At 69.4% G+C, this 13,343-nt stretch carries 12 protein-coding genes; 7 read left to right on the top strand and 5 right to left on the bottom strand.

Going from position 1 to position 13,343, the window contains the following annotated elements; genetic code table 11:
- Window positions 1–48: 48 nt before the first annotated feature.
- Both HUV06_RS02250 and HUV06_RS02245 read left to right on the top strand, forming a co-directional pair.
- Window positions 49–1,809 (top strand): tetratricopeptide repeat protein, encoded by a 1,761-nt coding sequence (locus tag HUV06_RS02250; RefSeq protein ID WP_174299644.1) that lies wholly within the window; start codon window positions 49–51, stop codon window positions 1,807–1,809.
- 53 nt (window positions 1,810–1,862) lie between these two features.
- Complete coding sequence (locus HUV06_RS02245) at window positions 1,863–3,176, top strand: hypothetical protein (protein ID WP_174299643.1); 1,314 nt, start codon at window positions 1,863–1,865, stop codon at window positions 3,174–3,176.
- 61 nt (window positions 3,177–3,237) lie between these two features.
- On the opposite strand, the gene HUV06_RS02240 is transcribed toward HUV06_RS02245, so the two are convergent.
- Entirely contained in the window at window positions 3,238–4,101 is an 864-nt protein-coding gene (locus HUV06_RS02240) for a folate-binding protein YgfZ (RefSeq protein ID WP_174299642.1), read from the bottom strand.
- A 105-nt stretch (window positions 4,102–4,206) separates the two neighbouring features.
- Here HUV06_RS02240 and HUV06_RS02235 point away from each other — a divergent pair, with 105 nt between their 5' ends.
- On the top strand, window positions 4,207–5,265 hold the full coding sequence (locus HUV06_RS02235) for a glycosyltransferase family 9 protein (RefSeq protein ID WP_174299641.1): 1,059 nt from the start codon (window positions 4,207–4,209) through the stop codon (window positions 5,263–5,265).
- A complete protein-coding gene (locus HUV06_RS02230) occupies window positions 5,258–6,592 on the top strand; it encodes a dihydroorotase (protein WP_174299640.1) in 1,335 nt (444 codons plus the stop codon). The genes HUV06_RS02235 and HUV06_RS02230 overlap by 8 nt, the downstream gene beginning before the upstream one ends.
- Before the next feature lie 21 nt (window positions 6,593–6,613).
- Here the strand turns inward: HUV06_RS02230 and HUV06_RS02225 are convergent, their stop codons facing one another.
- Window positions 6,614–7,387: an EAL domain-containing protein gene (locus tag HUV06_RS02225; protein WP_174299639.1), complete on the bottom strand. Its 774-nt coding sequence runs from the start codon at window positions 7,385–7,387 to the stop codon at window positions 6,614–6,616.
- 244 nt (window positions 7,388–7,631) lie between these two features.
- Between HUV06_RS02225 and HUV06_RS02220 the strand changes: the two genes are divergently transcribed.
- On the top strand, window positions 7,632–9,491 hold the full coding sequence (locus HUV06_RS02220) for an ABC transporter ATP-binding protein (protein ID WP_217433594.1): 1,860 nt from the start codon (window positions 7,632–7,634) through the stop codon (window positions 9,489–9,491).
- A gap of 127 nt (window positions 9,492–9,618) precedes the next feature.
- Complete coding sequence (gene recA, locus HUV06_RS02215; RefSeq protein ID WP_174299638.1) at window positions 9,619–10,686, top strand: recombinase RecA; 1,068 nt, start codon at window positions 9,619–9,621, stop codon at window positions 10,684–10,686.
- 53 nt (window positions 10,687–10,739) lie between these two features.
- On the opposite strand, the gene HUV06_RS02210 is transcribed toward recA, so the two are convergent.
- Complete coding sequence (locus HUV06_RS02210) at window positions 10,740–11,321, bottom strand: hypothetical protein (RefSeq protein WP_174299637.1); 582 nt, start codon at window positions 11,319–11,321, stop codon at window positions 10,740–10,742.
- 86 nt (window positions 11,322–11,407) lie between these two features.
- Here HUV06_RS02210 and HUV06_RS02205 point away from each other — a divergent pair, with 86 nt between their 5' ends.
- Window positions 11,408–12,517, top strand: a complete 1,110-nt coding sequence (locus HUV06_RS02205) for a serine hydrolase domain-containing protein (protein ID WP_174299636.1) — start codon at window positions 11,408–11,410, stop codon at window positions 12,515–12,517.
- Between the two features lie 5 nt (window positions 12,518–12,522).
- Here the strand turns inward: HUV06_RS02205 and HUV06_RS02200 are convergent, their stop codons facing one another.
- Both HUV06_RS02200 and HUV06_RS02195 read right to left on the bottom strand, forming a co-directional pair.
- The gene (locus HUV06_RS02200; RefSeq protein WP_305793630.1) at window positions 12,523–12,969 is read right to left on the bottom strand and encodes a YbgC/FadM family acyl-CoA thioesterase; all 447 of its coding nucleotides are present in this window, start codon (window positions 12,967–12,969) and stop codon (window positions 12,523–12,525) included.
- Window positions 12,970–12,972: 3 nt separating this feature from the next.
- Window positions 12,973–13,343: Holliday junction DNA helicase RuvB C-terminal domain-containing protein (locus HUV06_RS02195; RefSeq protein WP_305793629.1), on the bottom strand; the 371-nt coding region annotated here is incomplete at its 5' end.

The following is a 13,343-nucleotide window of genomic DNA, read 5'->3' as shown; positions in this document are numbered from 1 at the left end:
AGCGGGCCGTTAAGCCAAACGGGCGAAAGCTCACGCCGGAGGCCTTCCATGGCGCACGCCCAAGCTTCACCCGGTTCGGACGCCCGGCCCTTGCCGGCCCGCACGCTCGACGCGACCGCCGGCGCCGACCCGCTGGAGAAGCTCACCCGTGCGCTGGCCGAGCTCAAGGCTCAGGCGATCCTCCCGCTACTCTCGGCCGCCACCCAGGCGCTGAACGCCGGCCACATCGAAGAGGCGCTGCATCTCACCAGCCAGGTGCTGGAGGCGGCGCCCGACTCCGGCCTGGCCTGGCGCCTGGTCGCGCTTTGCCGCGAGCGTGGGGGCGACCTGAACGGGGCGCTGAACGCCTACGAGGCAGCGCTGCAGCTGGACCCTAAGGACGCCGACCTGGCCAACGACCTGGGCCGGCTGGCCATGCAGATGGGGCTCTTCGACGTCGCCGAGCAGCTCTTTCGACACTTCATGGCCGAGCGGCCCGACGCGGTGGACGGTCCGAACAATCTGGCCTGCGCGCTCCGCGACCAGCTCCGTTACGGCGATGCCCTGGACGTGCTCCGCCCCACCATCCTGGCCAAGCCGGAGAGCGCCCTGCTCTGGAACACTCTAGGCGCCACGGTGGCCGAGCAGGGGGAGACCGACCAATCCGTCATCTTCTTCGACGAGGCCCTTCGGCTTGATCCCGGCTTCGCCAAGGCGCGCTACAACCGCGCCAACGTGCGCCTGTCGCTGGGCGATCCGGCCGGAGCGCTGGAGGACTGCGAGACGGCGCTGCAAAGCGACGCCCTGAGCGAAAGCGAGCGGGCGATGATGAACTTCGCGCGCTCCACCATGCTGGTCGCGTCCGGTCGTCTGGGTGAAGGCTGGGACGCCTACCAGGTCCGCCTGCAGCCCCGCCACGTCGACGTCACCCACTTCGCCGTAGATGACGCGACCTGGACGCCGGATGCCTCGCTGGAGGGGGCCAGCCTCCTGGTGTTCGGCGAGCAGGGGCTGGGTGACGAGGTGCTGTTCGCCAACCTGATTCCGGACCTGCTGAAGGCGTTGGGGCCCGAGGGCAGGCTGACCCTGGCGGTGGAACGCAGGCTGGTCCCGCTGTTCAGCCGCAGCTTCCCGACGGCCGAGGTGGGCGCTCACGCCACATACCGGGTCGAACACCAGTCGGTGCGGACCGCGCCGTTCGCCCGCGACCGCAGCTTCGACCTCTGGGCGCCGGTGGCCTCGCTGCTGCAACGCTTCCGCCGGGGGATGAACGACTTCCCGCACCGGCCGGCCTACCTGCACGCCAACCCTGTCCAGGTCGACTATTGGCGCCAGGCGCTTGCCGAGCTCGGCGCCGGCATGAAGGTCGGGCTGCTCTGGAAAAGCCTGAAGGTCAGCTCCCAGCGGTCTCGTTTCTACTCGCCTTTCGCCGCCTGGGCGCCGGTGCTCGCTACGCCGGGAGTGCGTTTCGTCAACCTGCAGTACGGCGACTGCGCCGAAGAGATCGCGCATGCTCGCGAGGTCCTGGGCATCGACATCTGGACGCCGCCCGGACCGGACCTCAAGGAGGACCTGGACGAGGTGGCGGCCCTGGCCAGCGCCCTGGACCTCGTGGTCGGCCCCGCCAACGCCACCATCAACCTCGCCGCCGCCTGCGGCGCTTCGAGCTGGTTCGTCTGCCCGCCAGGGGGCTGGCCGATGCTGGGGACCCACCGCTATCCCTGGTATCCGAAGGCGCGGGTGTTCAGCCCACCGGGCTTCAATCGCTGGGAGCCGGTGATGACGGAATTGGCCGAGGCCCTGCGGCAGGACGCCTCACCGATGTCTTGACCGACCCGGCGCCTGGAGGCTTATGTCGCTCCAGAGTCTGAGGAGACGGCGGGATGAGACGTTTGGCGACGGCGCTGTTCGCGCTGGCGACCTTGGCGCTGGGCGCGGCCCCGTTGGCCGCCCATGCAGCCGACAAGGAACCGATAACCAAGGACCAGCGCGACAAGGGCATGAAGGACGCGCCGGTCGCGATCCAGAAAGCCGGGATCGCCTGCACGGTGTCGGACGCCTACTATCTGGGCGCCTCAAGCGGCAAGGGCGGCAAGTCGGATCTCTACGAAGTCGCGTGTCAGCAGGGGCTGGGCTATGTGTTGCTGGAAGGCGCCGCAACCACCAAGGCCTATGACTGCCTGGCCACCGCGTCGCAGCCGAGCCTGGTCTGCCGCCTGCCCGCCAATGCCAATCCCAAGCAGGGGCTGAAGCCTTACATCGCCTCCGCAGCGGTGGCCTGCACGCCCACAAACGCGCGCTATCTCGGCGCCAACGCCACCACGACCGTCTACGAAGTGGCCTGCCAGGAAGGTCCGGGATATCTGCTTCAGGCGCCGGTGGCTCCAGCCACCAATCCGGTGGTCGCCGTTCCCTGCCTGCAGGCGGAAGGAAGCGCCAACACCTGCACCCTGACCAGCAAGACTCAGTCCACCGCCGTGCTGAACACCCTAGTGACCCAGGCCGGCAAGACCTGCCAGATTTCGGCTGACCGCTTCATCGGCAACGATCCGCGTTCGGGCGACGCCTATTACGAAGTGGGCTGCGGCGCCCAGCCGGGCTTCGTGATCGCCGCCACAAAGGGGGGCGGGCTGGACAAGGTCATCACCTGCGGCCAAGCCCAGGGCCTCGGCGGCTGCACGCTCAGCGACAGCACCCAGGTCATGGCGCAGGAGAGCGCCGGCTACAGCCAGAGGGCCAAGGCGGCGGGCTTCAACTGCGATGTGGCCAAGTACCGGTCGATCGGGCTGGACAGCAGCGGCGGCGAGGTCGTGGAGCTGGCCTGCTCTAATCGTCCTGACGGCACGGTGGCCATTTTCCCGAAGGCGGCTACCGGCCGGGCTCAGTTCGTCGACTGCGTGAAGGCCGGAGAGTTCGGACCCAGCGGCGCCTGCACGCTCACCTCACCCGCACCAGTCTATGAGAAGTACAATGCGGCGCTGATGACCAAGAACCGGGGGACCTGCAAGGTCTCAGGCGCGCGCTACATCGGCCAGAGCCCACATGGCGATACCTTCATCGAGACGTCCTGCGTCGACGGCAAGCCAGGCTGGGTAATGGAGTTTTCGCCCTCGGACCAGGTCCGCGACATCCTGACCTGCGGCCAGGCCAAGGCCGCCGGCGTGGCCTGCCAGCTGCCCACCAACGTCCACAGCTGAGCCGGATCACGACCGGACCTCGACGCCGCCCGCCTTCGCTGCGGCGGGCGGCGTGTCAGGGCTACGGCCTCACGTCCTGAGCCGAGATCGCCTCCGCCACGGCAGCCGACAGCCACTGCGGGACATCCAGCCTGACCCGTCGGCCCTCGACGGTCAGCTCGGCATCCACCGCGCGGTCCAGCCGGAGGAGCGCCAGGGCGATCCCCTCCGCGCCGGACCACACCTCGCCGGCCCGAAGCGATCCGTTCAGCACTTCCGCGCCTGGGCAAGGCGCGGGACCCTGGAATCGCAGAGGGACCATGCGCGACTTGACCACGCTGCGCCGTTTCATGCGGGAGGTGATCTCCTGGCCGACGAAGCACCCCTTCTTGAAGTCCACCGCGTTCAGCAGGTCGAAGTTCGCCTCCAGCGCGTAGACGCGGTCGGCCAGGGCGTCGCGGGTGAGATCGGCAACGCCGAGGGCCAGCCGGTGCAGGTCGTGGTCCTGCACCGACGCCGCCAAGCAGCCGGCTGGAGCCGGCAGATCCACGCCTCGCCAGCCCAGGGCCGCCAGCCTCGGGTCCGCCCGCCAGCCCTGACCGGGATCAACTGAGCCGCCGAACAGGACGACCACCGCCCCCTCGACCAGCTCGATCTCCACCTTGGCGCGCAGGCGGTACATGCGCAAACGGGCCGCCAGGCCCTCCCGCCCGGCCGCCGGGGCGTCCAGCAGGGCCCCGCCGTCTTCCGCAGTGACGAAGAGGTCGTAAAGCAGCCTGCCCTGGGGGGTCAGCAAGGCGCCGTAGCGCATGGCGCCCGCCTCCAGGGTCTCCACATCCTGTGTGATCAGCCCCTGAAGGAACCCGCGCCACTCCGCACCCGACACCCGGATCAGCGCCCGCTCCGGCAGGGTCGCAAAGCGGGGAGAGGACAAGGGCGACGCCATGACTGCAATCTGGGCGCATCACCGCGGCGCCGCCAGGGCTGACGCCGAGGCGACGGCGCCGCGGAGGTGGCGTCCGGCGCACGAGCCGGGTAACCATCGGCCGCGATGGCGGCGCCCCGTTTTCCCATCCTGTTCATCACCGCCAGCCGGGTCGGCGACGCAGTGCTGTCTTCGGGCCTGATCCGCCGCCTGGCGGACGAGATGCCCCACGCCCGCTTCACCATCGTGGCGAGCCCGCTGACCGCTCCCCTTTTCCGCGACACGCCGAACCTGGACGAGGTGATCGCCCTGGAGAAGGCCCGGCTCGCCGGTCATTGGCTCAAGCTGTGGCGCCAGGTCCGCGGACGCCGCTGGGGCCTGGTGGTGGACATGCGCGGCTCCACGATCACCCGGTTCCTGAACGCACGCCGCCGCGCAACCTACCGGCCGCCGGCCGCCGCCCTGGAGCCGGTCCACAAGGTCATGGAGGCCGCTCGCGTGCTGAAACTGGAGGACGAGGCGCCTGCGCCCTACCTCTTCACCAATTCCAAGACCGAAGCCGCTGCGGACGCCCTGCTGGCCGGCGGCTCCGGCCCTATCCTGGCCATCGCGCCGGCGGCGAACTGGGCCGGCAAGACCTGGCCTGCGGAGCGGTTCGCCGTGGTGGCCGCCGAGCTGTTGGCCAAGGAGGGGCCGCTGCCCTACGGGCGCCTGCTGCTGCTGGGCGGACCATCGGACCGCTTCGCTGCAGAGGCGGTGCGCCGGGTGATTCCACGGGCGCGCCTGGTGGACACGGTCGGCCGGATCGACCTGCTCACCGCCTATAGCCTGCTCAAGCGAGCCCGGCTGTTCATCGGCAACGATTCCGGACTGATGCACCTGGCCGCCGCCGCCGGGGCGCCGACGCTTGGCCTGTTCGGACCCTCAGATGAGCGGCTGTACGCCCCTTGGGGGGCAAACGCGCGGGTGCTGCGGGGTCCGCGCGACTTCAAGACCTTCAAGGCCATCGACCCGCAACTGAACCAGGTCGTCTGCCACATGTTCGACCTGCCCACGCCATGGGTGGTCGCCGCCGCTCGCCGCCTGCTCGAAGAGACAGCGGAGGCGTCGGCTGCGGAGGCTGATCCACCGTCGCTTGACGACACTCTCGCCACGCCCCCTTTGGGATATCCCGATCATGGCTGAGACCTACGACCTCATCGTGCGGGGCGGCGAGGTGGTGAACCATGCCGGCCGGGGCGCAGCCGACATCGGCGTGCGCGAGGGCCGGATCGCGTGCATCGGCGACCTGGCGCAGGCGAGCGCGGCGGAGGTGTTCGACGCGACGGGCCTGACGGTCCTGCCGGGTGTCATCGACACCCAGGTGCACTTCCGCGAGCCGGGCCTTGAGTGGAAGGAGGACTTGGAGACCGGCAGCCGAGCGGCCGTGCTGGGCGGGGTGACCGCCACCTTCGAGATGCCGAACACCCAACCTACCACCACAGACGCCGCAGCGATGGCGGACAAGCTGGCCCGGGCGCAGGGGCGCATGCATTGCGACCACGCCTTCTACGTGGGGGGCACCCACGAGAACGCGGCGGACCTGGGCGAGCTGGAGCGACTGCCCGGCTGCTGCGGGGTCAAGGTGTTCATGGGCGCCTCGACCGGCACCCTGCTGGTCGCCGACGACGCGGGAGTCGCCGAGGTGCTGCGGCACGTGACCCGTCGCGCAACCTTCCATTCCGAGGACGAGTACCGCTTGGTGGAGCGCCGCTCGCTGGCGCGCGAGGGTGACTGGACCAGCCATCCGGAGGTGCGCGACGCCGAGTCCGCCATCCGCTCCACCCGCAGGCTCTGCGGGCTGGCCCGCGAGCTCGGCAAGCGCATCCACGTGCTCCACGTCACCACCGCCGAGGAGATCGCCTTCCTGGCCGACCAGAAGGACGTGGCCAGCGTGGAGGTCACGCCCCAGCACCTGACGCTGGAAGGGCCGGAGGCCTACATCCGACTGAAGGGCCTAGCCCAGATGAACCCGCCGATCCGCGAGGCGCGCCACAAGGCGGGGCTGTGGAGCGGGATCGCGCAAGGGGTTGTGGACGTGCTCGGCTCCGACCACGCTCCCCATACGCTGGAGGAGAAGGCGCGGTGCTACCCCGCCTCGCCCTCCGGCATGCCGGGAGTTCAGACCATGCTGGCGGTGATGCTGACCCACGTGGCGGCCGGCCGGCTGAGCCTGGAGCGGCTGGTGGACCTGACCAGCGCCGGCGCCCAGCGGCTGTTCGGCATCGCGGGCAAAGGACGGTTGGCGGTGGGCTACGACGCAGACCTGACGGTGGTGGACCTGCGGGCGAGCCGCACCCTGTCCCACACCGATATGGCCAGCCGCTGCGGCTGGACCCCCTTCGATGGGATGGAGGTGACCGGCTGGCCCACGGCCACGATCGTGCGGGGCGAGATCGTCATGCGCGACGACGAGGTCGTTGCGCCGCACCGGGGTCGGCCCGTGCGCTTCCAGGAGACGCTATCCGTCTAGACCCTCTCCCGGCCGAGGAGATCAGGCCGCAGCCGCGACGGGTGGCGACGCCGGCCACACGACCGGCGGAAGGCATTCGAAGCCGGGTTTGGCCATCAGGTATCCCTGCTGCAGCCAGATGCCGAGGTCGAGCAGCGCCAGATGCTCGCCGAGCGTTTCTATACCCTCGGCAAGCACCTCAACACCGATCTCGCGGCAGACGCTCACCACGCCGCCCACCAGCAGCCGCTTGACGCGGTCGGTGTCGATGTCGCGGACCAGCTCCATGTCCAGCTTGACGATGTCCGGCTGGAACTTGGCGAGGAGCGTCAGACCCGAATAGCCTGCTCCGAAGTCGTCGATGGCGGTGCGGAAGCCCAGGGCGCGGTAGGCCGCGATTATGCGGCCGAGGTGATCATGCTCCACCCGCTCGCTCTCGGTGAACTCGAACAGGAGGCGGTCCAGCGGAAAGCCGTTGCGGCGCGCGGTCGCCAGGGTCAGCCGGATGCAGGCGGCAGGGTCATAGACCGCGTTCGGCAGGAAGTTGATGGAGAGCAGCGCACCCTGGTCCGCCAGACCCAGGGTGGAGGCGAGATCGATCGCCTTGACCCGGCAGCCCTGGTCGAAGGCGTAGCGGTTGGTCGTGTTCACCGTCTCCAGAATGCTGGCGGCGCCCTGGCCCTGCGGTCCGCGGACCAGCGCCTCATAGGCGAACACCGAGTGTGTGCGCATGTCCACGATCGGCTGAAACGCCATGGTGAAGGGCGTCTCGAACCCCTCTCCGCCGCGGCAACCGGCACAACCTTGAGCGCTCATGCGATGACATCCTGACCACGCGCAACCCATCTGTACCGCAGAAGGGCCTAACGAAGGGCTGACGGGGTCGCGGAGGTCGCGCGACCATGCCTCTGCCCGCATCAGGGCGGCCCGGCCCGTCGCCGCCGCCGTCACCAAACACGGCGAAAGTCGGTCCGGCTTCTGTAAAGGATTTAAGGGAGGAACCAGAAGGAAGCCGCCTGCTTAGTCTAATGTCTGGGTTCGTCCACGTAGGAGCCGCGCCTTGTCCCTCGCCTTGCCGGACCTGCCCAGACTTCAGGTGGTGCGGCGCGTTCAGGGCGTCGACACGGCTGGCGAGTCCGCCCGGCCGCCATGGCTCGGCTGTACGGGCGCCTTCATCGGCCATTATCTCAGAAGTCGCCCTACTCAGTTCCTGGCGCTGATGGCCCTGGTGCTCGGTGCGTCTGCCTGCGCCGTCGGCGTGCAGTACGGCATGAAGCTGATGATCGACGCCATGACCACCGGCGCCCGCCGCCCCCAGGCCGTTCAGGTGGCGCTCGCGGTCTTCACCTGTCTCGTCGCTTTGGAGGCCGTCATGTGGCGGATGAGCGGATGGCTGGGTGCGCGGACCACCATCGCGGCAGGCGTGAACATTCGGCTCGATCTGTTCCGCCACTTGGCCGGCCACTCCATGCGCTACTTCCAGGATCAGATGGGCGGCGCACTTGGCCATCGCGTGACGGCCACCGCCGGCGCCTTCGGGGCGATCGTGACCCGTATGGTGTGGGACGTCGCCCCTCCCTGCGTCAGCTTCCTCGGCGCCCTTCTGCTGTTTGCGACGCTGGATGGCGGGATGACCGCGGCGCTGGCCGGCTTTGTGGCCGCCACCACCACAGGCTTGGTGGCCTTCGGACTTCGCGGCCGCCGCCACCATCGCGCCTACGCCCGCCGCTCCAGCGACGTCGGCGGCGAACTGATGGACGTGATCAACAACATGCTGGCGGTGAAGACCTTCTCCGCCCGCGATCGCGAACGGGCGCGACTTTCCGACGCCTTCGCCGCGGAGGCCGAGGCCCACGGCCGCAGCTGGCTCTACAATGAGAAGATCCGGGTCGCAAACGATGTGGCCCTGGTGATCATGGCGGCCGCAACCCTGGTCTGGGCCGCCCATCTGTGGCGCATCGGCAAGATCACGCCTGGCGACGTGGTGCTGGTCTCCACTCTCACCTTCCGCCTTCTGCATGGCTCGCGCGATCTGGCCATGAGCCTGATCGACATGGGCCAGCAGTACAGCTTCATCGGTGAGACCCTGCGCCTGATCGGTCAGCCCCACGCCCTGCGAGACCCCGCCGAGCCCCGCCGCGGTCCACCGCGCACAGGCGCAATCACCCTGAACAGGGTTAGCTTCGGCTACCGGCCGCAGACACCCATCCTGCACAGTCTGGACCTGCATATACCGCCGGGCCAGCGGGTGGGCCTGGTGGGCGCGTCGGGCGCGGGCAAGTCCACCCTGACCCAGCTGGTCCAGCGCCTGTATGAGGTGAACAGCGGTCAGGTGCTGGTCGATGGTCAGGCGGTGCAGGACTACGCCCAGGACGATCTGCGCGCACGCATTGCCGTGGTGCCGCAGGAAGTCAGCCTGTTCCATCGCAGCGTGATGGAGAACATCCGCTTCGGCCGTCCAGAGGCCAGCGATGCCGAGGTGTTCGCGGCCGCCCGGGCCGCCCACTGCGACTTCATCGCCGACCTGCACGAAGGCTACGACACAGTGGTCGGTGAGCGCGGCGCCAAGCTCTCGGGCGGCCAGCGCCAGCGCATCGGTATCGCGCGCGCCTTCCTCAAGGACGCGCCCATCCTGATCCTCGACGAGGCCACCTCGGCCCTGGACGCCGAGTCCGAGGCCGCGGTTCAACTGGCGCTGAGCGATCTGATGGAGGGCCGCACGGTCCTCGCCATCGCCCACCGCCTGTCGACCCTGACCGACATGGACCGCATCCTGGTCCTGTCAGACGGCGAAGTCGTAGAGGATGGCGCGCCTTTCGAGCTGCAGCGGCGCGGCGGCGCCTTCGCTCGGCTGTGGCGCATGCAGACCGACGGCTGCGTCGTTCCCCTTCCGCGCCAGCCGCTGAAGGCGGTGGGCTGATCGGTTCACGGCACAAGCTGCTCATGTTCCCCTTGTGTTCTGGAACGGATCAGGTACGCTCAATCTGTCATTGAAGTGCGACCGGCCACCTCCGGCGCTTGAGAATCGTGGCAGAAGGACGCCGACAGTGAACCAGACGGTGTTACGGCTCGTGGGACAAGGTGACGGCGACAAGCAGCGGGCGCTGGACGCGGCGATTGCCCAGATCGACCGGGCGTTCGGCAAGGGCTCGGTGATGAAGCTGGGGTCGAAAGGCTCCAAGCTGGACATCGAGACGGTCTCCACCGGCTCGCTGGGCCTCGACATCGCGCTGGGCGTCGGCGGCCTGCCGCGCGGCCGGGTGATCGAGATCTATGGGCCGGAAAGCTCTGGCAAGACCACCTTGGCCCTGCACGTGGTGGCGGAGGCGCAGAAGACCGGCGGCGTCGCCGCCTTCGTCGACGCCGAACATGCGCTCGATCCCGGCTACGCGGCCAAGCTCGGCGTGAACCTGGACGACCTTCTGGTGTCCCAGCCCGACACCGGCGAGCAGGCGCTCGAGATCGTCGACACCCTGGTGCGTTCGGGCGCTGTGGACGTGGTGGTGGTCGACTCCGTGGCCGCGCTCACGCCCAAGGCCGAGATCGAAGGCGAGATGGGCGACAGCCTGCCCGGCCTGCAGGCCCGGCTGATGAGCCAAGCGCTGAGAAAGCTCACCGGCTCGATTTCCAAGTCCAAGTGCATGGTCGTCTTCATCAACCAGATTCGCATGAAGATCGGTGTGATGTACGGCAATCCGGAGACCACCACCGGCGGCAACGCCTTGAAGTTCTACGCCTCCGTCCGCCTGGACATCCGCCGCACCGGCTCGATCAAGTTGCGCGACGAGGTGGTCGGCAACAACGTCCGGGTCAAGGTGGTGAAGAACAAGGTTGCGCCCCCGTTCCGAGAGGTCGAGTTCGACATCATGTACGGCGAAGGCATCTCAAAGATCGGCGAGATCATCGATCTGGGCGTCAAGGCCGGAGTGGTGGAGAAGTCGGGCTCCTGGTTCTCCTACGACAGCCAGCGCGTGGGACAGGGCCGCGAGAACGTGCGCGAGTTCCTGAAGAAGAACCCCGACATCGCCGCCAGGATCGAGGCTCAGGTGCGCACCAACGCCGCGCCCCTCACCGACAAGATGCTGGTGGCGCCCGAAGCCGATGAGGAGGACTGAGGCCGGCGGCCGGTCCGCCGAGGCGACGCTCGTAATGGCCTTGGCGGCGTCGGCTATTCGTCCGGGATGAGCGTGTCGGGCGCCTCTGGCGGGCGCACCTCGAACAGCCCGATGTCCAGCGGCTGCTGCAGTCTCACAGCCCGGAGGGGCTGACGGGCCAGCGCGTTCAGGGCCGGCCCGGACAGGCCGCGGCCCGCCTCCCCGCGCCGCACCTTGCGGGCAGGGTCGCTCGTCTGGGCTGACTGGGCGCCTGCGATCTTCCAGTAGGAGACCGACAGCCGCCAGAGAATCGCTGGGGCCTCTTCTGGGATCGGCCAACGCCGCCCGTCGCGGTAGCTCGGCTGGGCTGGAACCATCGCCGGAAGGCGGCTCTCGGTTTGAGCCGATACCGGGACGAGCTGGCGCCATCGGCTCTCGGGCGCCGCAGGGCCGTCCGCGCCCTCACCCGCCAGCCGGCCAGCATAGGCGGAAAGCGCAGCCTCCCGGGTCGGGAAGGCGGGGCCGACCGCCTCGCTGACGAAAACTACGGTGTCGGCGGCCAGGCTCTGCGCTTCCCGCTCGCGCTCCGCATAGCCCCTCGGCGCGTGCAGGGCCGCCTCTGCGGTCTCGGCGACGGGATAGAGGATCGCGGTCATGGCGCGACTGTGCAGGCCGGAGCGGCGAACGCAAGCCGCTGTGCGGCAGGTTCCGCCCGCCGCTCCTGGCCGCTACAAGGCTCGCCATGATCCTGCCGGACCGCTTCGCCCCAGTCGCCCAAGCCTTCCAGGCGAACCTCTCGAACGGCGCGGACCTCGGGGCCCGGTTCACCCTGGTGCAACAGGGCCGGGTGGTCTTCGACATCTGGGGCGGTTTCGCCGACCGGGCCCGGGCAAGGCCCTTCGGGGCGGACACCCTGACGCCGGTCTTCTCCACCACCAAGGCGATCGCCGCCATCCTGATCGCGCAGCTGGTGGACCAGGGCCGCCTCGCCTACGAGCAGACAGTCGCCAGCGTCTGGCCCGAATTCGCCCAGGCCGGCAAGGGCGCGATCACCGTCGCACAGGTCATGTCGCACCAGGACGGCTTGGCCGGCCTGCCTGCACCGATGGATCCCGGCCTGTGGCTCGACTGGACCGCCATCGTCGACAGGCTCGCCGCCATGGCGCCCCTGTGGCCGCCCGGCGCCGCCAGCGGCTACCACCCGATGACCTACGGCTTCATCGCCGGCGAAATCTTCCGCCGCGTCGACGGCCGGACCATGGGCTGCGCGCTGCGTGAAGACCTCGCCGAGCCCTTTGGCCTGGACCTCTGGATCGGGCTGCCCGACGCGGAGGTCCCCCGGGTGGCCGAGCTGGAGCGCCCGACCCGCTTCGCCGACTTCGGCAAGATCACGGAGGTGAAGAAGCTCGCCTTCCTGACGAAGTGGGCGGCGCCCGGCGGGCGCGGAACCGAGGCCTGGCGGCGCGCCGAAATCCCCTCCGCCAACGGTCACGCCACAGCCTTGGCCCTTGCGCGGCTCATGAACGCCCTGGCCTGCGGCGGCGAGCTGGACGGGCGCAGCCTGCTGAGGGCGCAGACTGTGGAGGCGCTCACCCGCGAGCGCATCTTCGGTCAGGACCTCGTCCTCCCGTTCGAGATCAGCTGGGCGGCCGGGCTGATGCGCAACCCCCCCAACATGATCTATGGCCCCGGCGTTTCGAGCTTCGGCCATTCCGGCTGGGGCGGCAGCTGCGCCTTCGCCGACCCAGAGTGCGGTCTGTCGGGCGCCTATGTAATGAACCGCCAGTCGCCCGAGCTGATCGGCGACCCGCGCGCGGTGAAACTGATCCAGGCTGCCTACGCCTGCCTCTGACGGCCTCATAGGCCTGGCAGATAGGGGGAGAGCGCCCGGGAAAGCTCGGGCGGCGGCCGCCGGGGCCGCCCCGCCGGGTCGATGCAGGCTGCCTCCACGCCCGCGCTGCAGAGCATCTCGCCGCTCCGCTCGATCTCCTGCGCGAAGCGAAGCCGAGGGCCGCGGGCCCAGGCGATGCGCGTCGCCACCACCAGGGCGTCGTCGATCCCCGCCGCGCGGCGGAAATCGACCTCCAGCCGGACCACCGCGAACGCGGTGTCGAGGGCGGCCATAGCCACGTGGCCGGCCCCAGCCAACCGCAGGAAGTCCGAGCGACCGCGCTCGAAGAAACGGATGTAGCTCGCATGGTAGACGAGACCGGTGAAGTCGGTGTCCTCGTAGTAGACCCGTACCGGCAGGCGGTGTTCGCACCCTTTGAAGACGCCTGCGGAGGGGAGGTCGTCTGAAGCCATTCCTCAATCCTCGAACAGGCCGGCCTGCGTGGGCCTGGGCGGAGGCTTCAGGCCCAGATGCTCGTAGGCCTTGCCCCCAGCCACACGGCCCCGTGGAGTGCGCAGCACATAGCCCTGCTGCAGCAGGTACGGTTCGATCACGTCCTCGACCGCGTCCCGCGCCTCCGCCAGGGCCGCGGCCAGGGTCTCCGCCCCCACCGGCCCGCCGCCATAGGTTTCGATCAGGGCGCGCAGATAGCGGCGGTCCAGTCCGTCCAGACCGGCCGCGTCGACCTCCAGACGCGCCAGGGCGCTGGTGGCGGCGCGGCGGTCGATCGCGCCCACCCCATCCGCCTCGGCGAAGTCGCGCACTCGGCGCAGCAGCCGGCCCGCCA

The organism is Caulobacter sp. S45, assembly GCF_903642205.1.
In the GTDB taxonomy this organism is placed as follows: domain Bacteria; phylum Pseudomonadota; class Alphaproteobacteria; order Caulobacterales; family Caulobacteraceae; genus CAHJWH01.
The sequence above is the reverse complement of the archived record's forward strand: the minus strand, read 5'-3'. Positions and strand labels throughout refer to the sequence as shown.